This is a genomic window from Microcystis sp. BLCC-F210 (assembly GCF_042134685.1).
Classification (GTDB): Bacteria; Cyanobacteriota; Cyanobacteriia; order Cyanobacteriales; family Microcystaceae; genus Microcystis; species Microcystis aeruginosa_D.
On the sequence record NZ_CP169647.1, the window covers coordinates 4,585,318 to 4,608,477 of the forward strand.

Annotated in this window: 24 protein-coding genes and 2 pseudogenes; 19 read left to right on the forward strand and 7 right to left on the reverse strand. The window is 43.3% G+C overall.

What is annotated here, in order from left to right; translation table 11 throughout:
- The first annotated feature begins 121 nt into the window (after positions 1–121).
- The 12 genes and pseudogenes from ACE3JL_RS22325 (at position 122) to ACE3JL_RS22380 (ending at position 9,074) form a co-directional block, all read left to right on the forward strand.
- Positions 122–607, forward strand: coding sequence for a pentapeptide repeat-containing protein (locus ACE3JL_RS22325; protein ID WP_271988156.1), 486 nt, complete (start codon positions 122–124; stop codon positions 605–607).
- A 170-nt stretch (positions 608–777) separates the two neighbouring features.
- Positions 778–2,709 (forward strand): transglycosylase domain-containing protein, encoded by a 1,932-nt coding sequence (locus tag ACE3JL_RS22330; protein ID WP_375328427.1) that lies wholly within the window; start codon positions 778–780, stop codon positions 2,707–2,709.
- 112 nt (positions 2,710–2,821) lie between these two features.
- Positions 2,822–3,067, forward strand: a complete 246-nt coding sequence (locus ACE3JL_RS22335; protein ID WP_271988158.1) for a toxin-antitoxin system HicB family antitoxin — start codon at positions 2,822–2,824, stop codon at positions 3,065–3,067.
- A 284-nt stretch (positions 3,068–3,351) separates the two neighbouring features.
- On the forward strand, positions 3,352–3,939 hold the full coding sequence (locus tag ACE3JL_RS22340) for a GUN4 domain-containing protein (protein WP_375328428.1): 588 nt from the start codon (positions 3,352–3,354) through the stop codon (positions 3,937–3,939).
- 285 nt (positions 3,940–4,224) lie between these two features.
- On the forward strand, positions 4,225–4,932 hold the full coding sequence (locus tag ACE3JL_RS22345) for a hypothetical protein (protein ID WP_271988160.1): 708 nt from the start codon (positions 4,225–4,227) through the stop codon (positions 4,930–4,932).
- A 100-nt stretch (positions 4,933–5,032) separates the two neighbouring features.
- Positions 5,033–5,476: pseudogene (locus ACE3JL_RS22350) on the forward strand (transposase family protein); the annotation flags it as partial.
- Between the two features lie 216 nt (positions 5,477–5,692).
- Positions 5,693–6,268 carry a Uma2 family endonuclease gene (locus ACE3JL_RS22355; RefSeq protein WP_271988164.1) on the forward strand — a complete coding sequence of 192 codons (576 nt, stop codon included), beginning with the start codon at positions 5,693–5,695 and terminating at the stop codon, positions 6,266–6,268.
- Between the two features lie 52 nt (positions 6,269–6,320).
- Complete coding sequence (locus ACE3JL_RS22360; RefSeq protein ID WP_002787242.1) at positions 6,321–6,470, forward strand: hypothetical protein; 150 nt, start codon at positions 6,321–6,323, stop codon at positions 6,468–6,470.
- A gap of 290 nt (positions 6,471–6,760) precedes the next feature.
- Positions 6,761–6,994: a hypothetical protein gene (locus ACE3JL_RS22365; RefSeq protein ID WP_223210331.1), complete on the forward strand. Its 234-nt coding sequence runs from the start codon at positions 6,761–6,763 to the stop codon at positions 6,992–6,994.
- Positions 6,995–7,141: 147 nt separating this feature from the next.
- Positions 7,142–7,951: a DNA adenine methylase gene (locus ACE3JL_RS22370; protein ID WP_271988161.1), complete on the forward strand. Its 810-nt coding sequence runs from the start codon at positions 7,142–7,144 to the stop codon at positions 7,949–7,951.
- Positions 7,952–8,123: 172 nt separating this feature from the next.
- Positions 8,124–8,378, forward strand: a complete 255-nt coding sequence (locus ACE3JL_RS22375) for a type II toxin-antitoxin system Phd/YefM family antitoxin (protein WP_271988162.1) — start codon at positions 8,124–8,126, stop codon at positions 8,376–8,378.
- A gap of 393 nt (positions 8,379–8,771) precedes the next feature.
- Complete coding sequence (locus ACE3JL_RS22380; RefSeq protein WP_375328429.1) at positions 8,772–9,074, forward strand: UPF0175 family protein; 303 nt, start codon at positions 8,772–8,774, stop codon at positions 9,072–9,074.
- 194 nt (positions 9,075–9,268) lie between these two features.
- Here the strand turns inward: ACE3JL_RS22380 and ACE3JL_RS22385 are convergent.
- From ACE3JL_RS22385 to ACE3JL_RS22400, 4 genes and pseudogenes are all read right to left on the reverse strand, one after another.
- A pseudogene (locus tag ACE3JL_RS22385) lies at positions 9,269–10,571 on the reverse strand (NF041680 family putative transposase).
- Positions 10,572–10,756: 185 nt separating this feature from the next.
- Positions 10,757–12,100: a TldD/PmbA family protein gene (locus ACE3JL_RS22390; protein WP_375328430.1), complete on the reverse strand. Its 1,344-nt coding sequence runs from the start codon at positions 12,098–12,100 to the stop codon at positions 10,757–10,759.
- 264 nt (positions 12,101–12,364) lie between these two features.
- On the reverse strand, positions 12,365–12,940 hold the full coding sequence (locus ACE3JL_RS22395; RefSeq protein ID WP_375328431.1) for a DUF456 domain-containing protein: 576 nt from the start codon (positions 12,938–12,940) through the stop codon (positions 12,365–12,367).
- Positions 12,941–12,942: 2 nt separating this feature from the next.
- On the reverse strand, positions 12,943–14,412 hold the full coding sequence (locus ACE3JL_RS22400) for a TldD/PmbA family protein (protein WP_375328432.1): 1,470 nt from the start codon (positions 14,410–14,412) through the stop codon (positions 12,943–12,945).
- Between the two features lie 184 nt (positions 14,413–14,596).
- Here ACE3JL_RS22400 and ACE3JL_RS22405 point away from each other — a divergent pair, with 184 nt between their 5' ends.
- A complete protein-coding gene (locus tag ACE3JL_RS22405; protein WP_375328433.1) occupies positions 14,597–15,085 on the forward strand; it encodes a hypothetical protein in 489 nt (162 codons plus the stop codon).
- Positions 15,086–15,630: 545 nt separating this feature from the next.
- Here the strand turns inward: ACE3JL_RS22405 and ACE3JL_RS22410 are convergent.
- Positions 15,631–16,926 (reverse strand): DNA cytosine methyltransferase, encoded by a 1,296-nt coding sequence (locus tag ACE3JL_RS22410; RefSeq protein WP_375328434.1) that lies wholly within the window; start codon positions 16,924–16,926, stop codon positions 15,631–15,633.
- A gap of 780 nt (positions 16,927–17,706) precedes the next feature.
- On the opposite strand from ACE3JL_RS22410, the gene ACE3JL_RS22415 reads away from it, so the two are divergent.
- The 6 genes from ACE3JL_RS22415 to ACE3JL_RS22440 all read left to right on the forward strand — a co-directional run bounded on the left by ACE3JL_RS22415 (position 17,707) and on the right by ACE3JL_RS22440 (position 19,927).
- The gene (locus ACE3JL_RS22415; protein WP_002757647.1) at positions 17,707–18,054 is read left to right on the forward strand and encodes a rubredoxin; all 348 of its coding nucleotides are present in this window, start codon (positions 17,707–17,709) and stop codon (positions 18,052–18,054) included.
- Between the two features lie 104 nt (positions 18,055–18,158).
- Positions 18,159–19,151, forward strand: a complete 993-nt coding sequence (locus ACE3JL_RS22420; protein WP_271988602.1) for a photosynthesis system II assembly factor Ycf48 — start codon at positions 18,159–18,161, stop codon at positions 19,149–19,151.
- Between the two features lie 78 nt (positions 19,152–19,229).
- Positions 19,230–19,475, forward strand: coding sequence for a cytochrome b559 subunit alpha (gene psbE, locus ACE3JL_RS22425; RefSeq protein WP_002749269.1), 246 nt, complete (start codon positions 19,230–19,232; stop codon positions 19,473–19,475).
- A gap of 24 nt (positions 19,476–19,499) precedes the next feature.
- Positions 19,500–19,634 (forward strand): cytochrome b559 subunit beta, encoded by a 135-nt coding sequence (gene psbF / locus ACE3JL_RS22430; protein WP_002736175.1) that lies wholly within the window; start codon positions 19,500–19,502, stop codon positions 19,632–19,634.
- Positions 19,635–19,644: 10 nt separating this feature from the next.
- Positions 19,645–19,764, forward strand: coding sequence for a photosystem II reaction center protein L (locus tag ACE3JL_RS22435; protein WP_002735805.1), 120 nt, complete (start codon positions 19,645–19,647; stop codon positions 19,762–19,764).
- A gap of 43 nt (positions 19,765–19,807) precedes the next feature.
- The gene (locus ACE3JL_RS22440; protein ID WP_002736108.1) at positions 19,808–19,927 is read left to right on the forward strand and encodes a photosystem II reaction center protein J; all 120 of its coding nucleotides are present in this window, start codon (positions 19,808–19,810) and stop codon (positions 19,925–19,927) included.
- Positions 19,928–20,167: 240 nt separating this feature from the next.
- Here the strand turns inward: ACE3JL_RS22440 and psbB are convergent, their stop codons facing one another.
- Together psbB and ACE3JL_RS22450 are read right to left on the reverse strand one after the other, a co-directional pair.
- Positions 20,168–21,694, reverse strand: coding sequence for a photosystem II chlorophyll-binding protein CP47 (gene psbB, locus ACE3JL_RS22445; RefSeq protein WP_002749271.1), 1,527 nt, complete (start codon positions 21,692–21,694; stop codon positions 20,168–20,170).
- 941 nt (positions 21,695–22,635) lie between these two features.
- The gene (locus ACE3JL_RS22450) at positions 22,636–23,037 is read right to left on the reverse strand and encodes a fasciclin domain-containing protein (protein ID WP_002762406.1); all 402 of its coding nucleotides are present in this window, start codon (positions 23,035–23,037) and stop codon (positions 22,636–22,638) included.
- Between the last annotated feature and the right edge of the window lie 123 nt (positions 23,038–23,160).

Here is a 23,160-nt window from a genome sequence, read left to right on the forward strand (position 1 = left end):
CCTATTGCCTATTGCCTATTGCCTATCTTCAGTAGAAAATTTATTTTGCACGACCACTTAATTCCATCTCGACGCGGCAGTACGGTTTATTATAGAAAGGGTTGATTGATCAGGTGGCAATATGGCGCAATTTTCTCGTAAAACTCTACTAACCTTGTTTGCTAGTATATTAGTATTATTATTCTCCTTGGCCCCGGCCCAAGCCCTAAGTTATAATAACCGTAATTTGACCGATAACGACTTTGCGGGGCAGGATTTGCGCGATTCCACCTTCGATCACTCTAATCTGCGCGGTAGTAACTTCAGTCATGCCAATCTAGAGGGAGTGCGCTTTTTTTCGGCCAACTTGGAGGGTGCCGACTTTAGCGATGCTAACATGAGAAACGTGGATTTAGAATCAGCCCGTTTAACCAGAGCCAACTTTACCAATGCCGTTCTCGAAGGAGCTTTCGCCACTAATATTTTAATCAAAGGTGCAATTATCGACGGGGCCGATTTTACCGATGCAATTATTCGCTCCGATGTGGAAAAATATCTTTGTGAGATAGCCAAGGGAACTAACCCCATAACTGGCAGAAATACCCGCGATACCCTGTTTTGTCCCTGATATCTAACTACGCTGCTCCTAATCCCCCTGCCGTGGCCGATCGAACTAGAGCCAGATCGGCCATAATTGCTGTAAGCTAGTATTCGATTTTTTAACAAAACCTTTAGAATAGACTTTCAAGCCAGTTCGATCGATTAGTCCCCTCTTGGAAAAAGGAAATTGTAACCATCGTGTCCACCAGTACCCTCGGCAATCAAGATAAAGAGCAGCAGTCCAGTAGTTCCCCCGATAGCTTTCTTCAGGGAGTCTCTAGAGTTGCAGGGGGAACCGCTCTGGGCCTGTTGATGGTATCCACGGCCGTGGTGACGGGGGCTGTGGTAGGATTAGCGATTAGTTACCGCAATCTACCAGATGTGAGGATTTTACGCGGTTACGTTCCCACAGAAACCAGTTATATCTACGATGTTAAAGGCAGACTCCTGACCAGCTTACACGGAGAAGCGAATCGGGAAGTGGTGGAACTCGATCAAATTTCTCCCAATCTGAAACGCGCAGTGATGGCGATCGAAGATAGCCATTTTTATCACCATCGTGGTATTAATCCTAATAGTATCGGTCGAGCAGTAGTGGCTAACTGGAAAAGTGGCGGTGTGGTGGAAGGTGCATCTACTATCACCATGCAGTTAGTCAAAAATATCTTTCTTTCCCATCAGCGCACCGTTAGCCGTAAATTAGCCGAGGCAGTCCTGGCAGTACGAGTGGAACAGGTTTTTAGCAAAAATGACATTCTGGAAATGTACCTCAATAATATCTATTGGGGTCATAATAATTACGGAGTGCAAACCGCCGCTAAAAGTTATTTTAATAAACCCGCTGCCCAGTTAAATTTAGCAGAATCGGCGATGATGGCCGGATTAATCCAAGCGCCGGAAGTTTATAGTCCTTTTAATAATTATAAAACCGCCAAGGAAAGACAGGCACTGGTTCTCAGTCGGATGCGTACTTTGGGTTGGATTACCCCCGCACAGGAAGAGGCCGCTTTAAAGGAACCGCTGAAACTGGGTAAACCCACCGCTTGGCAAGAAAGTAAATTACCCTACGTTACCGATGCAGTGGTGGCAGAATTGCGGCAAGAATTTGGCAAAGAAACCCTAACTAAAGGGGGAATGCGGATTCAAACCACGATAGATCTCGACTTTCAAAATATGGCCGAGTCCACCATCCAACGGGCCTATAATAGCTTGCGTGGTCGCGGTATTCGCACCAAAGACCTACAAATTTCTCTAGTTGCGGTGGATCCCCGCACCCATTTCGTCAAGGCGCTCGTCGGTGGCGTTGATTACAATAAAAGTCAATTAAACCGCGCTATTCAATCCCGTCGTCAACCGGGGTCAGCTTTTAAACCTTTCGTTTACTATACTGCCTTCGCTAGTGGTCGTTTTACCCCCGAAACCGTGGTTAATGATGCTCCCATCCGTTTTCGCGAGGCCGGCGGCTTCTATAGCCCAAAAAACTACGGTGGCGGCTTTTCTGGTCCGGTTTCCCTGCGTAGCGCTCTGATGCAGTCTCTGAATATTCCCGCAGTTATTCTTGGTCGTCGTGTCGGGATAAATAAAGTCATTGAAGTCTGTCGTCTGCTGGGTTTCGAGAGTCCTTTAATTGCCGTCACCTCTTTACCTTTGGGTTCCGTGGATGTTACCCCTCTGGAAATGGCGGGGGCCTACGCTACTTTTGCCAGTAATGGCTGGCATTCCGAGCCTACCTTTATCATGCGTGTTACTGATAGCCGTGGTAACGTCATGCTCGATAATACACCCAAACCGAAGCTAGTTTTAGACCCTTGGGCCACCGCTTCCCTCAATTCTGTCCTACAGGGAGTTATTCAAGGAGGAACAGCCACCTCGGCCCAAATCGGTCGTCCGGCAGCGGGAAAAACCGGTACCACCGATAACGAGAAAAATGTCTGGTTTGTCGGTTATGTTCCCCAATTAGCCACCGCAGTGTGGATTGGAGATGACCGAAACCGCACTTTAGGTAAAGGTATCACCGGTGGCGGTTTTGCCGCTCCCATTTGGCGCGATTTTATGGCACAAGCACTTAAAAATGAACGAGTAGAATATTTTCCCTCTCCCTCCAAATTCCCCAAACCAACGGTTAAGTAGATGGTTAATCTAATTGGTTTGATCGTAATTTATCGATCGAGTAAAGGTGGCTAGGTTAAAAATGAAACCCACGCTTTGAGCCTTCAGGTTTCCGATTAATAGGTAAGTTACCATGAGTACCATCCAAGTTCAAATTCCCGACTCATTACAGAAAAGTTTAGATGATCTAGCGGCTCGTGATGGAATTTCGATCGATCAATTTATCTCTACTGCGATCGCTGAGAAACTTTCAGCGTTGATGACAGAAAATTACCTAATAGAAAGGGCCAAAAGGGGGAGTCGAGAAAAGTATCAGACAATCTTAACAAAAGTTCCCGATGTTGAGCCAGAAGCCTATGACCGGCTGCCGACTGTCTGACATATTACTGCACCCGACTTTCTGCTAGACTTTGACAAGGCGGGTGAGTTCAACCGTTAGATCGATAGCGATATACCCATTAAGTTTGTCTATTTCTCGAAGGGATTAGACGAGCAAAAATGGTTAGCTTCGTTGCTGAGTTCCGAGAAATTATCGATGATCGCAAAGGTTAAGAATCGATAAGCGGGAGCGGTCACGAAGTGTTCTAAGCCATGATGCAAGCAGATCGAGGTATAACCAATCATTGCACCCGACTCAATCAAATTGACTAGCTGAGAGACTGTATGTCTGGGAAAAAGTTAGGTATTCATACTACTATCGAAATTGTAGCTTTTCTATCAGCTTTGGCTACAATTATGGGTTTTGTCTATTTTTTCTATGATCGCCACTTTGTAACTTGTAAACCTATGGAGGGATTTTCGTCAAACAGAGACGCTTATTATTCATGTCTTCGTAAACTACTTAAAGAAAATAGGTGGGAGGACGCTAATAGAGAGACTCTAAGACTAATGTTGCAAACGGTCAATAGAGAAGGAGAAGGATTTATAGATACAAAAACTATGAAAGAATTTCCTTGCAAAGATTTGTTGATTATTGAAGATTTGTGGTCAAAAGCAAGTCAAGGCAGATTTGGCTTTGATACTCAGCAAAAAATATGGAAAAGTGAAGGCGGCAAACCCTATTTAACTGATGAGAATTCAGAGGCTTACCATAGGTTTCGCAGTGCAGTGGGATGGAAAAAAGGAAAAGATCCTAACTTTTCTCTGAATGCTCCATATGGCCATTTACCAATATTAGGATCTCATGGAAAAATAGGAGGAATTGCAAACACATATCGAATTGCAGAGTGTAATGCAACGAATTCAAAATAAACAACTAAGATAGCAATTTTAAATCTAGTGCGATCGCTAACTTTATAGCGACTGTCTTGATTGTCAAGGGGTAACTCCTAATCACGCTCAAGGGGTCTTGGATGTGCTTTGTCGGTCTAACCACCCTAGACGAGATATTAGGCAGATTCCAGTCAGTCTAATGAGTAGTGATGCGCCTAGTTCTGGTTTCGGGTCAGTTAAAGGGAAATATCGACAGCTAACTTGACCTATAAATGTGCTATAATGAGAAAATTTTAATACAATTATGATTGTGACCGCAAAGACATGACAACTAAGCCGACAGAAGAAGAGCGAATTCAACTATTAGAAAGCTTGCGAGGAGCTATGCAGGCCGTCACGGAAAAACTTCAGAGTGTGGAGACTAACCTGACTTATACGGCCGGTCAGCTAGAAACTCAGTCTGCTTTGTGGAAAGCTGCTACCGAAAGATATGAAAGACTCATTAGCGAAGCGAATGGCTCTGTTAGATCTATTGAGAAACAACTAGATGAGTTTAAGAAAGAAACAGATCGTTTCAAACAATATTCTAGTGGTATTGACGAAAATCTCAAGGAGAGGTTTCAAATTTTTGCGGAAAAATTTGACAATCAAGGCAAATCTCTAGGACTGCTAGAGACATCTATTTCGAGAATTCGGGAGTTAGATTTAGATAGAATTAATGACAAAGTAAAAGAGCTGCCAAGCTTAGAAGTTATTAGAAGGGAGTTGTCAAATTCAACAAGCCCTTTGGTTTCTAAAGATGATTTTAACAAACTAAGCCAACAGGTATCAAAGATCGAGGGATCTGTTGAAAGTTATTTTAGGAATAATATGATTACTTTATTTTTGGCATTGACAACTATTATAGGAACAAATGTTATATCCTATTATACTTTTGTCTCAAAAATCGACTCTTTAAAGACAACCTCACCTTTACAAAGCTCTCCTGTTCCGACAAACTCTTCACCAACATCTTCTCCAAAAACACCGTAGATTATGGGCAAGATCTTTGCATAACTACTACAGGAAAATTTGGCTCTTCTAAGTTCTGTGTGAGCATGGTATAATGGCAATACAGAACCAGAGGTGAGTTATGTGGATAAATTTTGATCAACTCCTCGATTTACCAAATGTAACAGTGGTCAATTATCAAAAAATTGATCAGACAATTTTCCTAAAGCTTGCTCTTTTAAATGAAACAATTGAATGTCCGAATTGCCATCAAGTCTTGGACAGAATCAATCAGACAGAGTACAATCTAGTCAGAGATTTATCAATATTAGGCAGTCCAGTATATTTAGAAGTGCCACGCCGCCAGTTTCATTGTCAAAAGTGCCAAAAGTATATTAGCGAAAGATTGAGTTTTATGAGATTAAGACAGCATCATACAATCCGCTATGAATCGATGATTTATGAGAGAGTAAAAAATTCTAGTATCGAAGAAATAAGTCGAGAAGAAGGGTTAGGATTGGAAGAAGTTGGGTTAATATTTAATCACTTTGCTAAAGAACTAGAAAAGAAAGAGTGGGAAGCGCCATAAACAAGGTGAGAGCATCTGAAAAGCTATTGACAATTGGCCAATTTTGTGATCTCTGTGGGCATTTCCAGTGATACCAGTCAGTCAGAATAGTTAAGAAATCGACCCATTTGATTGAGATGGCCAATTCTCCTCAAATATGCCTGAATCGTCGGTAAGCAACCCAGATAAACTTCATTTATAATGAAGTCACAAAAAAAACCTTTGCTTGAACCGATGACGACTTCCTTGACTGAGAGTCTCACCCTTGAAGATTTCCTCAAATTGCCATATTTGGAGGATTCTCCAGCATGGGAATACTTGCATGGAGTCGCAATTCAGAAACCCATGCCTAAGACTCGACACTCTATCCTGCAAAAACGTCTTTTAGCTGAGGTTGACAGCTACACTACTGATTATACAGCCTTACCTGAGTTGCGATGTACCTTCGGCGGGCGTTCGATCGTTCCTGATGTGGCGGTAATTGCATGGAATCGAATTAACCTCAATCAAGCAGGTGAACCGGAGGACGACTTTAGGGAAGCACCTGATTGGACTATCGAAATTTTTTCACCGGATCAAAAGGTAAACCGTGTAATTGACAACATTCTACATTGTTTAAAACATGGCAGTAAATTAGGATGGATGCTTGATCCAGATGATTATTCTGTTTTAATGTTTACTCCCCAACAAGAGCCGCAAGTTTGCAGAGGGGATCACCAGCTTAAGGTAATTGCAGGGGTTGAGTTGACACTGACGCCACAACAAATCTTTGCATGGTTAAAAGTTAGTCAAGCTAGACAAAGTAAGTAGAAGTCGGGGGAGAATCACGAGGACTAATATGAATTGATGGGAGAGTAAATTTATGTGGGAAGATGAAATTCTTGAAGAATTACACAGAATACGAGAAGAACAAGCCAAATCTTTTAATTATGATTTCAAGGCCCTATTTGCTGATTGGCAGAAAAGACAAGCAGCGAGTGGCAGACAATTAGTATCACTGCAACTTCAATAATAGTGGCGACTTCAGGTGGTAATGGGTCTAGCAGCGCGGGTGAATCAGACAGTAGTAAGTAGTCGTGCAAAATTAATTTCCTAGTCAAGATAGGCAAAAGGCAAGAGGCAGGAGGCAAGAGGTGGTTAGATATGTGTAATTAATTTTGCTTAGGTACTTAACTGATAAGGTCCGAACGTCTGAACGTCCTCCCTACCCCGCTACGCGCTCAGGGACTCATGGGGGTTTGTTGAAGACGGCTGTTGGCCAGGATCCCTTATAATGGGGAAGTCGGAATGTTTTTTCTTCCTATGCCAGTAAGCGCTGAAGCTCTTAAGCAAGACTTGGATCGACTGACTGATAATCAGCTTCAGCAAGTGGCTGATTTTATTGCCTTCTTAAAGTTTCGCAGTCAGCGTCATCGGGCTGTTCTCGATCCCATGCAACTGGCCGATCTGTTTGCGGAGTTTGCTGATCAAGATCGCGCCTTTGCTGAAGAAGGTATGAATGACTATGCAGTAATACTCCATCAAGAAGACCAATGATGACTAATCCTCTGAAACGGGGTGCAGTCTGGTTAGCCGACCTCAATCCAACTCAAGGTTCTGAACATACATATCAGGACAGGCACTCATGCAAGGGGCAAAAGGGGGAATAAATAATCAGTCTTTAATAAACGGATTTAGTATAAAATGTCAAAAATTAAAAGTCCCTTGCGTTATCCGGGGGGGAAATCCCGGGCAATTAAGCAAATTCTGCCGCAAATTCCTGTGAATATTAGAGAATATCGAGAACCTTTTTTTGGTGGTGGTTCTGTGTTTTTTGCTGTTAAGCAACTCTTTGGACAGCAAATAAAAACCTATTGGATTAATGACTTAAATTATGATTTGTATTGTTTCTGGCAATGCGCTCAAGAAAATATTGAGTTATTGGTAGCAAAAATAACAGAAATTAAACAGAAATATGATAGCGGACGAGAATTATTTCAAGATTTGACAAGGGAAGATTTAAAGTTAACCGACTTTGAGAAAGCAGTGCGTTTTTTTATCTTAAATCGGATTACTTTTTCGGGAACAGTCGATTCGGGGGGTTATTCTCAAGCAGCTTTTACCAGTAGATTTACTGATTCATCAATGGCCAGATTAACTCAAATTGCGCCGTTATTAGCATCGGTAAAAATTACTAACCAAGACTACGAAGAATTATTATTTGCTGAGGGAAAAGAAGTTTTTATCTTTCTTGATCCCCCCTACTATAGTGCCACAAAATCCCGTTTGTACGGCGTAAGAGGAAATCTACATACCAGCTTCGATCATCAACGTTTTGCCGATAATATGCGTCAATGTCAGGCTAAATGGTTAATTACCTACGATGATTGTCCAGAGATACGAAAACTCTTTGATTTTGCCCATATTATCGAGTGGAATCTTCAGTATGGCATGAATAATTATAAACAAGGAGCGGCGGCATCCGGTAGAGAATTAATGATCAAAAATTATTAGTACCTTGTATTCTTAAGCGGAAGCTGTTGGTAATTTCACGGTTTTTAATATCAAAGGTAATCGCTACCGTTGAACGTCTCCAAGAAGCTGGCTTTTGGGTTGCACCCGGCCTACAGATTTTTCTGCTAAAACTATCTACACAACGGTACACAAGCGCGAAAAGCAATAGTCTATGCTAGAAAAAATCGGAATGGGAGAATTCCGGGATCATCTCGCCAAATATTTAAGTTCTACTACTCCCATCGCCGTCACTTGCCAGGGTCAGACGGTGGGTTATTTCTTACCGGCACGACCGGAGCCATCGGAAGCGGAGATCGACGGGTTAAAACGCGCCGCCGAGAGGTTGGATGCGCTTTTACGCGAACAGGGACTTTCTGAAGATGCGCTCGTTCGCGAATTCCGTCAACTCCGGGAAGGCGAGCATTAGGCTTTCTGCTATGACGAAAAGAATCGTTCTGGATGCCAATATTCTCATCCGTGCCGTGTTGGGGTTAATCTCAGACCGGCTAGATAGAGCTTGCTGAATAAATCTAAAAACTCTGTTGGATTGGAGAGAATGACATTTGAGGGAATGAAACGACCCTACCCCACACCCCGCCCCCACAAAAAACTTTTTGCCCCAAACCCTGAGGGCGAATGCAATTCGCCCCTACAATAATATTATTACGCCAATGGTAGGGCCGCACTGTGGTCAGTGAGTTTATCGAACTGTGTGCGCCCAAAATGTCCTATAGATATTTCGACCAAATTGAGATGCAACCAAATTATCCCTATTCTTCTTCCTTCCACACAAAAACCGGAAGAGCCATCTATTTCACCTATGATAGAACTAACTGGTAGCGGCTCCCATAATTTTATGCAAATCACTGTTGATATTCCCGACGAAATCGCCCAGAGATTAGGTCAAACAGGGGATAATTTGGCTCATAAACTGCTAGAAATGGTTATTGCTGATGCTTACCGTGCCGGTATCTTGAGTACGGCCGAAGTTGGACGCATCCTTCAATTACCTTCTCGGTTAGAAACTCATGCCTTTTTCAAGCGGATGGCAGTCTATCTGAATTATGATGAAACTGAACTAGAACGCGATTTACAAACTCTCAAAGAACTCAGAGCGAAATGATAGTTGTCTCTGATACTTCTCCGATTTGCTACCCCCTCTTAATTGACCAAATTATGATCCTACAAGAACTGTATAAGCTTGTGGTCATTCCTGAAGCTGTAGCTGATGAATTAAAGGCCTCAGAATCTCCATCTATAAATAATCCAGCTTTATGAAAATAGCTGAAATCAAAAATCTTGAAGTACAAAGTAGAGTTAGGATGCTTTCTTTTGCGATTTTTTAGGGGGAGAATATCGTTTTTTTACAGTAGGATAGGTATTTCTTTTACTTCGTTTGCGACCTTTTTGCCAGCCAGGAGACTTTCCTCTGGTTTTGGGTGGTTGGGCAGGTGAATTAATCTCCACTAAAAGTGAAAATAGGGATTGTGCCACTCTTTCAGGAGTTAAATTTGTTTGTGGTTTTTGCCAGGGAAGATGATAATCTGTTACTAAATCTTTGGCTAACCAAAGTTGCCCAGTCATCAACGGCATTAAATCACTCCATCTGTCACATTGAACAGCTGTACTCAAAGATGGTAAATTCCAGTGTAATCTTTGCGAGCGCAAAGCGATACCAATGGTCAACTCCAAAACGGCGTGCATATTGTGACCACACTTTTTCTAAAGGCACAAATGCTTCTCCCACCCAAATTAACCATAAGGGGCGATGGAGCTTGTCGGTTTTTTGAGGATTTAATCGTTCCACTTTAATTAGACTTAATGTCTGCTTAGAAGCTGTTTTAAAATGTAATTGTTTCCATTGGCTCACTCGAATTAGTCCCAGTTTAGGGTCGTTGATTTCCACTATTTCCTCCGCTTGCCACCATGTTGCTTGGTCATTGATTTTGAATTGCTTACCATGTTTTTTCGGTCTTCCTTTACCCCCATAAGCTTCTGGTTCGCCATATAAACAACCATTTGAGCGGATTCTCATCAGTTTACTCCCTTCAATATCTGCTGTTTGATTTACCCATGAACTGTTGCCATATTCACAATCTAATACTACCAAGACTTTTTGTTCCATTTGTTGACATACTTCTTGGAGTTGCCCTTTGGCTTTGGATATCGGTGTTTCAAACGATGTGATTCTTTCATGCCTTAATGGTAATGCCCAACTTTTTTCTCCTTCGGGTAGCCAGACAATGGTGCTATAGTCTTATCCTAATACTGTTCCATTTTTTGATGCCGCGCTATGTTGATAGCCTCTATCTTTCATCGTTTTAGCATCCCTCAATTCCCATGCTTTATGATCGATTGCTAACAAGATATACTCTAATTCTGGTATTTCCTGAACATATCTTTTCATTAGCTGATTGCGGTCGGGACGACAATCTTGCACCGCTTCGTATGTACTATGCCATTTTCTTCTAAAAAAGGGCGACAGTGAAAAATCTCCTATGCAATAGGCATTTCTGGTGGTCATGATGCTATCCATTACGTCAAAGGTTGCATCTTTAGCATTACCTAACTTTTGGTATGTATCTTGGCGAAATCTGCTATATCTGTTATATTTGCTCATAGAGAGAAGATAAATTCACTTACATCTTTTATTTTCTCTCTATTTGGCTTCATTCTTGCCTTTTTTTCTGCTTCGGTTTTTCCTTTAGTCTAAACTACAGAGCTGACCCACGACTATAAAATTAACATCCATCTTGCGGGGGTATTACCCTGGTTAATACCCCCTATTTTTGGTTCGGTATAGTGTTAAGCTTCTCCTGTGATTGATAAACCCTCTACCCAAACGTAGGGACAAACACCACTGGGAGTAATAACCGCTTCCGGTTCCAGATAAACAATCGATTTGAGTAGTGTTAAAATATCTCCAGCTACGGTAGCGGAATCGATGCTAATGCGCTCATTTTTGTTCACTAACCAACCATCAAAGGGCAAAGAGAAGGAACCTTGTAGAGAATTAACTCCTGCATGAAGCGCCCGTAAACTATCAATTAAAACCACATTTTCTACTGTTTCCAAAGAATAGCTTTTGGGTTGATTAGCACTAGCAAAAACGTGATAAAAATGGGGACTAACCATTACTTTTGCCCCAATGTTGCCGTTGCCAGTCGGTTCCGTATTCATCCGTTTAGCGGTAATCGTGCTATGGAGAAAATTACTCAAAATCCCCTCTTTAATTAATTCCACACGACGGGTGGGAGTGCCTTCACTATCAAAAGTTTCTGCGGAAACATTAGCCAGATGGAGGGCATCATCGCACAAATTTAAGGCAGTGGCAGCGATTTGTGTTCCCAAAGATTCAGGAGTAGAAAGACTCTGTTTATCAAGGATATTTTGGGCATTAAACAGATTAGAAAATGCTCCGATTATACTCAAAAAGGCCCGGGGGGCAAAAACCACCAAATACTTACCCGTGGTAATCGGTTGATAGTCCAGATGGCTAACAGTTTTGCTAATCGCTTCCTCGATGCAACCATCGATATCTAATTTTTCCAGGCCCGGACTCACCCGAAAAGCACCGGCACTGCGGGGTTTTTTGCCTTCCTGTTCGGTTTTGGTGTATAAATACACGCTGGCATAACTACGCGCTTCCTGACGCATTGCCCCGTCGCTATTGAGATAAAAACGTCTGACCTGCTGTTGTCCCAAACCGTTATAGGGAACACTGGCAATAGCTGGATGGGCTGCTAGTAAGGATTTTTCGGCGGCCAATAACTTATCGATGAGAGTCGATACAGGTGCTTGATTAGACATTTCGCTGGCCACTTCTGTGGTAGGTGCGGTGGCAGCGGGACTAAAATCGGGGACATTTTCCTTAACCCCAAAAAAGCTGGCTTCTTGGGCGGTTTTTAGGGCTAATTGCAGTCCCACCGGGTCCACATCGGTGGTCGAGGTGATACCGACTTGATTATCCTGATTCCAGACGCGAACGATAACGCTGGAACGATTGGAAGCTTGTACCTGTTTCGGTTCCCCTTGAAACACATCCACATCGGTTTCATCCACAGAGGAACCATAGATGTCGTATTTAGCAATTCCTAAAGCTTGGGCGCTAGAATTAGCGAGTTGGGCGATATCTTCAACTTTTTGCATAGATTTTTTTTGGTGTTGGAGGATTTTTCAGTTATCAGTAATCAGTAATCAGTGAAAAGAAAGCTCAGAACTTGCCACTTAACAGTGTCCACTGAAAACTCAAATCTGATAACTGATAGCGGTCAGTCGTAAGCTAGATAAGTAGGGAGGCACAATTATTTGTAGGATGGGTTAACGGTACCGTAAACCATGCGGGCGTTGGGTTTCATGCTTCAACCGTTCGGCAAAAGCTCACGGCCGAAGCCCAACCTACGTTCTGACAACTCAAATCTGATAGCTGAAAACTGATAACTGATAACTGATAACTGAAGAGAGATTGGGCCAAGTGGTGACAATAAAGACGATAACGGCGGCCGTGGCCAGCATAGCTTTGGCAACGTGACCGATAACCGTACCGACGACGATACCGACACAGACTTTTAGGGATTGTTGCAAACGGGGGGTTAATTCCAAATCGCGACGATAGGCGTATTCTCCCAAAAAAGCCCCCACCACAGGACCGACAAATAGGCCGATAATTGGGCCGCCAATGGGTAAAGCGGGTAAAAGCCCGAATATTCCCGCTAATAAACCCACTACTAGCCCGATTTGACTCCAATTGCTCGCCCCAACTTTTTGGGCGCCGAGATAACTAGCGAGGAATTCCACCCCCAGACTGAGGAGAAGGATAACAAAGGCCACGGTTAAAGCGACCCCCATCCCCGCGAATTTGGTGACAAAACCCCACACCACCATGGCGATTAAAATCAAACTCATGCCGGGGATAGCGGGCAGCAGTTCGCCAATTATCCCCACTATCATGATGGCGATGAGGAAATAGTAGAGAATTACTAAAGCCATGATTAACGACCGCCAACGGTAATAGAATCGACTTTTAAATGGGGTTGACCAACGGTGACATAAACGCTACCACTGACGGAACCGCAAAAACCCGCCGCTAGTCCTAAATCTTGGGAACACATAGAGATTTTATTCATAATCTCCTTAGCTGAACCGATTAAAGTCGCACCTTTTAGGGGTTTAGTCAGGTTGCCGTTTTCGATAAGATAAGCTTCCTCGACAGCGAAATTAAATTCACCGGTCGCCCCCACACTACCACCGCCCATTTTTTTGCAATAAATGCCTTTATCGATGGAATTAAAGAGATTATCGAGGGTATATTCTCCGGGGGCGATGTAGGTATTCCGCATCCGACTAGCGGCCGCATAGGTGTAGTTTTGGCGGCGACCGCTGCCTGTGCGCGGATGGCCGGTTTTAATTGAACCGGTGCGATCGGCAATGAAGTTTTTTAGGATACCATTTTCAATGAGGAGAGTACGCTGGGCCGGCATTCCCTCATCGTCCATATCGATAGTACCGAAAGCTTTATCGGATAATCCTTCGTCCCAAGCTGTCAGGTTTTCGTGGGCGATTTTTTCGCCTTTTTTATCGAGAAAGGGCGTGGTTTTTTGTTCGATTTGCGTAGTTTCTAGCAAATGACCACAAGCTTCGTGGAAGATAACACCGCCAAATTCATTGGCCATGACGATGGGATAACTGCCGGATTCTACATAGTCAGCGTAAAGCATTTTACCCGCCGATTCGGCCACTTCTGCCGCCGATTCCTCGGCATTCCAAGTCCGCAGAAAATCGGGATTACTGGTACTACCTACCCGTTTACCAATGCTAGAACGATTAGTTCCATCGGCACAGAGGAGATTATAGCCCACGGATTGGGTGAGGCGAATATCCCGGGCAAAAGTGCCGTCACTAGCGGCAACTAAAATTTCTTGCCAATCGCGAAAATAAGCGGCGCGACGAGATTGGACGTGAGAGGCTTTCTGATTGAGGTAAACGTTAGCAGTTAGGAGAATATCACCCATTTCTCGCAAATAACTGCAATTATTCAGCCAAATATCTTTATTTTTGACCGTGGCATAATCCCGGAACATTTCCAGATTGATTTCGGGAATATATGCGTTAGGACTGGGTAGGTTTAAACCGAGAATCGATAAACCTTTTTCTAGGGCATTTTTTAAGCCTTGGAAGCTTAAATCGTTGGTACTGACATAACAATCAGCTTTACCGCGAAAAAGGCGGATTCCTGCCCCTGTAGATAGTTTCGGTGAGAGACTGGTGATGCTGTCATCTTCGGCTAAACAACTGATATAGTTGACTCTTTCCAAGAAAAATTCGATAAAAGTTGCCCCGGCAGCCCGTCCCAGTCCCAGGAGAGTGGACAAGGGAGCCGCCCAAGAGCTATCAAAGCGCTCCAGACTAGGATTATATTTCAGGGTGGGGAGTTCTTTGGAGATGAGTAGAGTGGGTGACATAAAGCTCGTTTATCAGTTAATCTGCTGGTTTCTAGTCTAACAGCTATCAGTTTTTTCCGTATTGGGGTGCGTTAGCGCGGCCCAACCCTGCTAAATTTTTCTCCTTCATATCTCTTAATAAAAACCTTGATTCGATCGCTCATCGCCCGCAAGATTAAAGAAAGAGCAACTCAGGATTAAAATAATGGCCACAGCGACACAATTCTTAAACATTTCTGACTTGACAAAAGATGATTATTGTGTATTCGGTTTAGCGATTTGTTTTCTCAAACAGGCTTACCCTGAGCTTGGTCGAAGGGAGGGAGAATTAGAAAAAGTGGCGGTGTTAGAACCGATTCCCTCGGCAGCCCTAGAGGCAATTGTCAAAGGGATTCCCACTTCCTACGAATTTGCCCGCGCTATGAGTTTAGGAGAGGTATTTCAGGACGATAATCCTCAAATACCCAGTAATTTTCCTGATAATGCCCAATTATGCGAGAATTTTGTCGAAAGGGCGATTGCGGCCACTCGCACCTATAAAAATCAACCCCACCTACAAGGGTTAATCCCCTTGGGCAGCCAAAAAGACGATTTAAACTTTTCCCTAGAGAAAAAACGCATCTTAAATGCTGTTCATGTGGTGCGGACGGAGGATAACGTCAAACAACATTCTCACACCCATAAGGTTTTGTAATCAAGGTTAGTTCGGGTTAGGGAAATTTTGCCCTTTTCCCTGATTCCGAACTCAGGTTATAGCAGTTATCTTAAGAGTGAGGTGTCAAGTTGTGATTTTGAGGAGTTGATGCCCAATTAAGTAGGGAGGCACAATTATTTGTAGGATGGGTTAGCGGTAGCGTAACATGAGCGGGCGTTGGGTTTCATACTTCAACCCAACCTACGTTCATCTAAAAAGATTATAATTTGTTTTCTCAATTTAGGATTAGTAAACCATGGCAAGTATAGAAACATTATTAGCAGAAATTATTAAGGTTGCATCTCACATTTGCAGAAATAGCGACAATCAGCAATTATTGGTGAATCTTAAATTGGTACAAGTATATTAACAACTGCGTGTAAGCATCTCACCGAAAAGCAAATGCGCTCCGGGGTTTGGGGGGTAGAACCCCCCACAAGCTTGGATTGAGTCATAAAATCGAAAGTAACGCCCAATTTTCAAAGAGAGGTTCCCTTTAAAAACCCCAACTTAGTAGATTTATAAAAATGAGATGCACCCAATTATTAAGGCAATGCTACACATAAATTTTTGCTGACTGAATAAATATCTTCAAACAAATAATCCCATTGATGTTCTAGATGTCTAGCAATGTGGTAAGCAAGCAAGGGTGGGACAGCATTACCAATTAGTTTGTAACCATCCGTAGCCGAAAGTGAATATTTTTCATCTCCCTTGTTTTGTGGACGCACAAATTCAAAATCATCGGGAAAGGTTTGTATTCTCGCACATTCCCGCACAGTTAAACGTCTCATTTTTAACCCTGCTTCTAACTCATTAACTATCTTTCCCCCTAATTCTAAAGATAATCTCCTAAATTCAATATTGCCGTGATGTTCCGAACGAATAGTCGGACCTAAACCCTGTAAATTAACCTCGATTTGTCCCTGAGTTTTACCATAATGTTTAGCTTTTGAATAGCTTTTTTGTGAGAGGTCAAATAACTCATCTTCCGGTTCTGCTAAACCTGATAATATTTGGCCCACTGTACTGTAAGTTTTAAGAAGATATATTGAATCAAACAGATTTAATTGATGCTTAATAACTTCATGGGTTGGATGCGGAAAAATATCATGATTTTCTAGATGTCCTATCGCTGTCGCTTTTAAATAGGTTTTATTTAAACCGATAAAGATAATTCTTTCCCTAGTTTGGGGAATTCCGTAATCGGGAGCAAAGAGAAGTTTAGGGATAACTATATATCCATCTTTACCAATGGCACTAAAATCATCTTCAATTATATCTTTAACATTGGCCAAAGAGATTAAACCTTTGACATTTTCAGCAATAAAAACTTTAGGTAAGGTTAATTCAATAACTCTTTTCATCCAATAATAGAGTTTCCCGCGATTGTCCTGAAAACTATCTTCACTTTTGTCTAGGAGTCTCCCCCTGTGACTTTTGTGAGAATTAAACCCCTTTCTTTTTCCTGAAACACTAAAATCTTGACAGGGAAAACCTCCCGTTACTACATCGATATTACTGGGAAACTGAAACTCGCCTTTTTCTGCTTGTTTGACTAAATCTACAATACTCCCCAAGTGAAATCCATTTGTTTTACCCCTTTTTTCAAAGTAGGGAATCCAAGCATTATGGGCAGCTTTAGTTATATCATTAGCAAAGACAGTTTCAAAAGAAGTACGCAGTAGTTTTAGCCATGGTTCCCGTCTTTCTACTATCCAATCTCGATGAATATTTTCATTAACACAGTCTTGGTGTACCCAAAAACCTCCCTCTAATCCTAAGTCCATTCCCCCGCAGCCAGAAAATAGGGATAAAACTCGCTTTTGTTGCCTATTCATCACTGTTGATTAAATGAGTAATTAAATAATATCATACTTATAATCAACTCGATCGAAAAACTGGGCTATTTCATTCTAGATGATAGAATATTGAAGTAAAATAAAAACAAAGAGAATAAATATCTGAAATAGCTATTCTGAAGGTTTTTGAAGGAATACCTAACAAAAGGAGAGAACAAGGACAAAGACATTCTCTAAAACTATGTCTTGCTTTGTGCAGAACACTGACTAGGCTTAAGTAAAGCTTTCATTTCTAAGATGATTATTGTTTATTGGTCTCAAACAACTTATTTTTGTACTAATTTATACAGAACAGATTGTTAAGATTTTAGTTAACACTGAGCTTTTACATTGAGCCTGTCGAAGTAATGTTTTATATAGGTCGGAGCTTCGGCCGTGAGACTTCGGACGTTTGGCGAGCTCAGGCTTCGACGGTGAGACTTGGGTGTAAACTCAGTAGTTCGACAAGCTCACTAACACGAACGCTCAACCGAAGTGCCGAACCGCTTGTCGAATCCGTCGAACCGTCTTGACCCGGAATTTATTAGATAAATTTGAGGAGCAAAATCAGGGTAAATAACTCAAATATCAACTTAATCAAGTTTTAATAGATATTTAAGGCATAATAGATTATGGTTACTTTTTTTTAAGCCGATATGCTGTCTCACTAATCTTTTTAAGACCCAAAAACTGGCTATTCTGTTAGGGGTTGGACGTGAGAGGGGTCAATTTTCAAGGATAATTTGTAACAGAGTGTTGAAAATTTCTTTAATCTTAGTCATGAGCGATCGCCCACCAGAACTAACCCTAGCCGACCAGGCCCCTGCTAACTACGAATGTCGCTCCTGCGGCTACGTTTACGACCCCAGCAAGGGAGATAGTAAAACCAACACTCCCGCTGGAACCCCCTTCGAGGAATTGCCAGAAACGTGGCGCTGTCCCGTGTGTGGTGTGCGTCGTTCCCAATTTATCAACATTGGAGCTAAAGATGCTCCTTCGGGATTCCAAGAAAATCTTAGCTATGGTTTTGGGGTCAACCGTCTCACTCCTGCGCAAAAAAATATTTTGATTTTCGGGGCTTTAGCACTAGGATTTGTTTTCTTTATTAGTTTATATGGTTTAAACTGACTCAAGCACTCATTATCTTTAATCTAACGGCTCTGATGAGCCTGTAACCCATCGGGTACAAACCCTAATCCGTCCCGATTCCTTGACCAATATCTGAACCATTGATGAGAAAACTGAAACAATTCGTAATAGTTCTAGCTGTAGCTTTTTTCTGCTTTAGCTGTAGTAGTGTGCCATCCCTGAGCAATAGTCCTTGGCAAATCCTCACCCTCGACACTGACTCCACTTTTGCCGATATCGCCTTTACCGACGACCTGCAGCACGGTTGGTTAGTGGGAACCAAATCTACCCTCTTTGAAACCAGCGATGGGGGGGAAAGCTGGCAGCAAAAAGTCCTCAACCTTGGGGACGAAAAAGTTAGCTTTAGTGCCGTCAGTTTCCACAACCAAGAGGGTTGGATTGTCGGTAAACCCTCGATTCTTCTCCATAGCGAAGACGGGGGCAGCAGCTGGTCCCGCATCCCCTTAAGTGAAAAATTACCCGGTTCCCCCTACGGAATTATCGCTCTGAACGACAAAACCGCCGAAATGGTCACGGATTTAGGTGCTATCTACCGCACCAAAGACGGGGGCAAAACTTGGCAAGCTTTAGTGGAAGGTGCTGTGGGTGTGGCCCGGACAATTGTTCGTTCCCATGATGGTAAATACGTGGCCGTTTCCGCACGCGGGAACTTTTATTCCACTTGGGAACCGGGGTCAACAGAATGGCAACCCCACAATCGTCTTTCCTCCCGCCGCTTACAAAAAGTCGGTTATGGTGAAAATGGGGAACTGTGGGCCCTGGCCCGGGGTGGTCAACTACAATTTACTAGCCCCAATGATCTCGATACATGGGAAGATAAGGTATTCCCAGAGTTTTCCACCAGTTGGGGACTTTTGGACCTCAACTACCGCACCCCCGAAGAAATTTGGGTTGCTGGTGGTAGCGGCAATCTGTTGGTCAGTGATGACAACGGCCAATCTTGGCAAAAAGATCGCGCGGTGGAAAGTGTCCCCTCCAATCTCTATCGAATTGTTTTTATCAATTCCGACAAGGGTTTTGTCTTGGGACAAAATGGGGTTTTACTGAAATATAATCCCCCGAGCGAACCAGCCTAAAACTTGTGTCAGGGTCAACAAAGTCTCTATTATAGAGATTGAATTTTTCAAGTCCTATCATTCCGAGGAGAACCGTCCATGTCAGGTAGTACCGGCGAACGTCCTTTTGGCGATATCGTTACCAGTATTCGTTACTGGATTATCCATAGCATCACCATCCCCATGCTCTTTATCGCAGGTTGGTTATTCGTGAGTACCGGTTTAGCTTACGATGTTTTTGGCACTCCCCGTCCCGATGAGTATTACACTCAAGAGCGTCAAGAATTACCAATCATTAATGATCGCTTTGAGGCCAAAAATCAAATCGAGCAGTTTAATCAGTAGTTTACTTTAATTAAGGATAAAAACATGGCTAGTGGTAATCCCAATCAACCCATTTCTTACCCCATTTTCACCGTTCGCTGGTTGGCAGTTCATACCTTAGCGGTCCCCACTGTCTTCTTTATCGGTGCAATTGCGGCAATGCAGTTTATTCAACGCTAGGAGAACAATTATGGAAAGAACACCTAATCCGAATCGGCAAGCCGTCGAGTTAAATCGTACTTCTCTTTACCTAGGTTTACTCCTAGTTGCTGTCCTGGGAATTTTATTTTCCAGCTATTTCTTTAACTAATTAGTCCCGATTTATTGTCATCGCAATTAGAGAGGTGTTATTCATGTTCGCAGAAGGTCGTATTCCTTTGTGGTTAGTCGCCACCATCGCCGGTCTGGGCGTTATCGCCGTGCTTGGTCTTTTCTTCTACGGAGCTTACGCCGGTTTAGGTTCCTCTATGTAATTCCATATACGGGTAATTTCCCCGGGCAAAAAACCGTTAGTTATAGAAATAACTAGCGGTTTTTTCACTATTCGGTTTAAAGTAAAGCTCGATCGAACTTTAAAAACCCACACCCTACACCCCACTTTCCTATACCTTTTAAACAGGATTTAGTCTCACGTTTGCAGGAGAACTAATAATCAACAAAAAAAAGGAGTCAAAGACTTGACTCCTTTAGTTATATAGATGATTTAGCTAAAACTAAACTTCTTGTTTACGAGTGCTAAGATCACCCAATTTTTGGAATAAACCGAATTCCACTTGTTCTTCCAGATCTGGATCGACCCCGGCGAATACGTCGCGGTAGATGGTACGAGAACCGTGCCAGATGTGACCGAAGAAGAATAGTAAAGCAAAGACAGCATGACCGAAAGTAAACCAACCTCTCGGAGAAGTACGGAATACCCCGTCAGACTTCAGGGTTTCGGTGTCAAACTCGAAAGCTTCACCGAGTTGCGCTCTACGGGCAAATTTCTTCACATCAGCAGGATCGCTGAACACCTGACCATCGAGAGCGCCACCGTAGAAAGAAACGGTAACACCACTTTGTTCAATACTCAGTTTCGATTCCGCACGACGGAAAGGAATATCAGCGCGAACGATACCTTCCGAGTCAGTCAGGACAACGGGGAAGGTTTCAAAGAAGTTAGGCATCCGACGCACGCTCAGGACGCGACCTTCGCCATCTTTGAACACAGGGTGTCCTAACCAAGATTTAGCGATACCGTCACCGCTATCCATGGCACCAGTACGGAATAAACCACCTTTAGCGGGGCTATTACCGACATAATCATAGAAAGCCAGTTTTTCGGGAATTGCTTGGTAAGCTTCAGCGATGGTAGCCCCATTGGCAATGCTGGCCTCGACGCGACGCTCAATTTCTTCTTGGAAATAACCCTTATCCCATTGGTAACGGGTCGGGCCAAAGAGTTCGATCGGCGTGGTAGCATTACCGTACCACATGGTTCCAGCCACGACGAAAGCGGCAAAGAAAACGGCGGCGATACTGCTAGAAAGCACCGTTTCGATATTACCCATTCTCAGGGCTTTATAGAGTCTTTCGGGGGGACGAACGGTTAAATGGAATAAACCGGCGATAATCCCGACGATACCCGCGGCAATGTGGTGAGCTACCACACCCCCGGGGTTAAAGGGGTTAAAACCAGCAGGTCCCCATTCGGGAGCTACGGGTTGCACATGACCGGTTAAACCGTAGGCATCGGAAACCCACATACCGGGACCCCAAAGGCCTGTTTGATGGAAAGCACCGAAACCAAAGCAAAGTAAACCGGATAAGAACAGGTGAATACCGAACATTTTTGGCAAATCGAGGGCAGATTCGCCCGTGCGGGGATCGACGAATAATTCTAAATCCCAGAAAACCCAATGCCAAACCGCCGCTAGGAATAGCAGACCGGATAAGACGATATGAGCAGCGGCAACGCCTTCAAAAGACCAGAAACCGGGGTCAACACCGGTTTCGCCGGTGACGCTCCAGCCACCCCATGAACCAGTGACACCTAAACGGGCCATGAAGGGCAGCACGAACATTCCTTGCCGCCACATCGGGTTTAATACGGGGTCACTGGGGTCGAAAATAGCCAGCTCATAGAGGGCCATGGAGCCAGCCCAACCCGCTACCAGTGCGGTGTGCATCAGGTGAACGGAAATTAAACGGCCCGGGTCGTTGAGAACGACTGTGTGTACTCGATACCAAGGTAGTCCCATTGACTACGCTCCTCCTATTGACAATTTAGTGTCCACTTAGACGCTTTTTATATTCAGGGTCAAATATAAGCCCAACAATCTCGACGGTTAAGTGCAAGAGTTAGCTAACCTACATTATCCCTTGAAAAGTGTATCTATTCTAAAGAAGTGTAACTATTGTTAGAACAGATTTCAAGTCTTTGCGATCGGTCTTCGGCCAGAATAGTCCAAATTAAGGAAGCACCAGAGTGGGAAGCGGAAATTATGAATTATAAATTATCAATTATAAATTGGGGTGTGGGCTTCGGCCGTGAACTCAGCGTTCGATCGAGCGTTTGACAAAAGCTCACGCCGTTCGACTGAGCTCAGCTGAACCGCCGAACCACCGAACGGCAAAGGGGAATAAATAATCAGTTTTTAATAACCGGACTTAGTCTCAGACAAGCTACTAACCCCCAGACAGAACCCTGATTCCGTCGTTTTTACTTGCACATCGCGTCATATATGTTTTTTAGGAGGTTATTCGCTCCTCTGTACAAGGAAGCTCAACCACTAACATGAGCGTCCGTGTCTTTTTTATACCGCTCACGGGAGTTTTAACTTCAAGGAGGTTACCTTTGGTATGCTAACGTTCTAGTCTATTTACAATGCCATAGCAAGGCTATCTTACAACTGCGACTTTCCGAAGAGCAACTAGAAAAACTAAAATGGTATGCTCAACAAAAACAAATCTCTGCGGCAGAATTTGTTAGAGATTGGATAAAAAAGTTAAAGTAATCAACCCTACCCTCCACTCCGCTCAATGGCAGAGTTTTAAAGCCAAATTTTCAATAACCGCAAACAGTGGGCCTTTTCCTCCGTCGATCATCAAACACACAAATAAGCAAAAGTGTCTGTATATTTGGTTGCTAAATTAGGACAGGTTTGCCCTAGATGCAGCCCGAGGAAAAGCCAGTCAAAAACTAACCCATCAGGATCACCGTATCGATGACGTGGATCACACCATTATCCGCCTCGATATTACCCGCAACCACCGTGGCATTTTTCACCTCAAAACCTTCGCTACAATCGACGGGAATCGGTGAACCCTCTAGAGAAGTCACCACAGCCAATTTTGCCAAATCTTCCTGCATATATTTGCCCGCAACGACGTGATAGGTGAGAATTCGGGTTAATTGGGGGATATTCTGCACTAGGGTTGTAATCGTCCCAGGGGGCAATTTGGCAAAAGCTTCATCGGTGGGGGCAAAAACCGTGAAGGGGCCAGGACTTTTTAGGGCATCCACAAGATTAGCCGCTTGTACCGCCGTCACTAGAGTTTTAAAATTATCGGCACTGACCGCAATATCGACAATATCTGCCATAAACTTGACTCGATCCTGAAAAAAATCATCTATTTCAGATTTTAAACTTAATCTTGTCCCAAAGATCACTCTAGGGAAGTGGGAAGTGGGGAAGTGGGAAGTGGGGAAGTGGGGAAATTTCAA

Coding starts and splice junctions, on each gene's coding strand:
- ACE3JL_RS22325 (WP_271988156.1), top strand. CDS start 122: ATGGCGCAATTTTCTCGTAAAACTCTACTAACCTTGTTTGCTAGTATA.
- ACE3JL_RS22335 (WP_271988158.1), top strand. CDS start 2,822: ATGAGTACCATCCAAGTTCAAATTCCCGACTCATTACAGAAAAGTTTA.
- ACE3JL_RS22340 (WP_375328428.1), top strand. CDS start 3,352: ATGTCTGGGAAAAAGTTAGGTATTCATACTACTATCGAAATTGTAGCT.
- ACE3JL_RS22345 (WP_271988160.1), top strand. CDS start 4,225: ATGACAACTAAGCCGACAGAAGAAGAGCGAATTCAACTATTAGAAAGC.
- ACE3JL_RS22355 (WP_271988164.1), top strand. CDS start 5,693: ATGACGACTTCCTTGACTGAGAGTCTCACCCTTGAAGATTTCCTCAAA.
- ACE3JL_RS22360 (WP_002787242.1), top strand. CDS start 6,321: ATGTGGGAAGATGAAATTCTTGAAGAATTACACAGAATACGAGAAGAA.
- ACE3JL_RS22365 (WP_223210331.1), top strand. CDS start 6,761: ATGCCAGTAAGCGCTGAAGCTCTTAAGCAAGACTTGGATCGACTGACT.
- ACE3JL_RS22370 (WP_271988161.1), top strand. CDS start 7,142: ATGTCAAAAATTAAAAGTCCCTTGCGTTATCCGGGGGGGAAATCCCGG.
- ACE3JL_RS22375 (WP_271988162.1), top strand. CDS start 8,124: ATGCTAGAAAAAATCGGAATGGGAGAATTCCGGGATCATCTCGCCAAA.
- ACE3JL_RS22380 (WP_375328429.1), top strand. CDS start 8,772: ATGATAGAACTAACTGGTAGCGGCTCCCATAATTTTATGCAAATCACT.
- ACE3JL_RS22390 (WP_375328430.1), bottom strand. CDS start 12,100: ATGCAAAAAGTTGAAGATATCGCCCAACTCGCTAATTCTAGCGCCCAA.
- ACE3JL_RS22395 (WP_375328431.1), bottom strand. CDS start 12,940: ATGGCTTTAGTAATTCTCTACTATTTCCTCATCGCCATCATGATAGTG.
- ACE3JL_RS22400 (WP_375328432.1), bottom strand. CDS start 14,412: ATGTCACCCACTCTACTCATCTCCAAAGAACTCCCCACCCTGAAATAT.
- ACE3JL_RS22405 (WP_375328433.1), top strand. CDS start 14,597: ATGGCCACAGCGACACAATTCTTAAACATTTCTGACTTGACAAAAGAT.
- ACE3JL_RS22410 (WP_375328434.1), bottom strand. CDS start 16,926: ATGAATAGGCAACAAAAGCGAGTTTTATCCCTATTTTCTGGCTGCGGG.
- ACE3JL_RS22415 (WP_002757647.1), top strand. CDS start 17,707: ATGAGCGATCGCCCACCAGAACTAACCCTAGCCGACCAGGCCCCTGCT.
- ACE3JL_RS22420 (WP_271988602.1), top strand. CDS start 18,159: ATGAGAAAACTGAAACAATTCGTAATAGTTCTAGCTGTAGCTTTTTTC.
- psbE (WP_002749269.1), top strand. CDS start 19,230: ATGTCAGGTAGTACCGGCGAACGTCCTTTTGGCGATATCGTTACCAGT.
- psbF (WP_002736175.1), top strand. CDS start 19,500: ATGGCTAGTGGTAATCCCAATCAACCCATTTCTTACCCCATTTTCACC.
- ACE3JL_RS22435 (WP_002735805.1), top strand. CDS start 19,645: ATGGAAAGAACACCTAATCCGAATCGGCAAGCCGTCGAGTTAAATCGT.
- ACE3JL_RS22440 (WP_002736108.1), top strand. CDS start 19,808: ATGTTCGCAGAAGGTCGTATTCCTTTGTGGTTAGTCGCCACCATCGCC.
- psbB (WP_002749271.1), bottom strand. CDS start 21,694: ATGGGACTACCTTGGTATCGAGTACACACAGTCGTTCTCAACGACCCG.
- ACE3JL_RS22450 (WP_002762406.1), bottom strand. CDS start 23,037: ATGGCAGATATTGTCGATATTGCGGTCAGTGCCGATAATTTTAAAACT.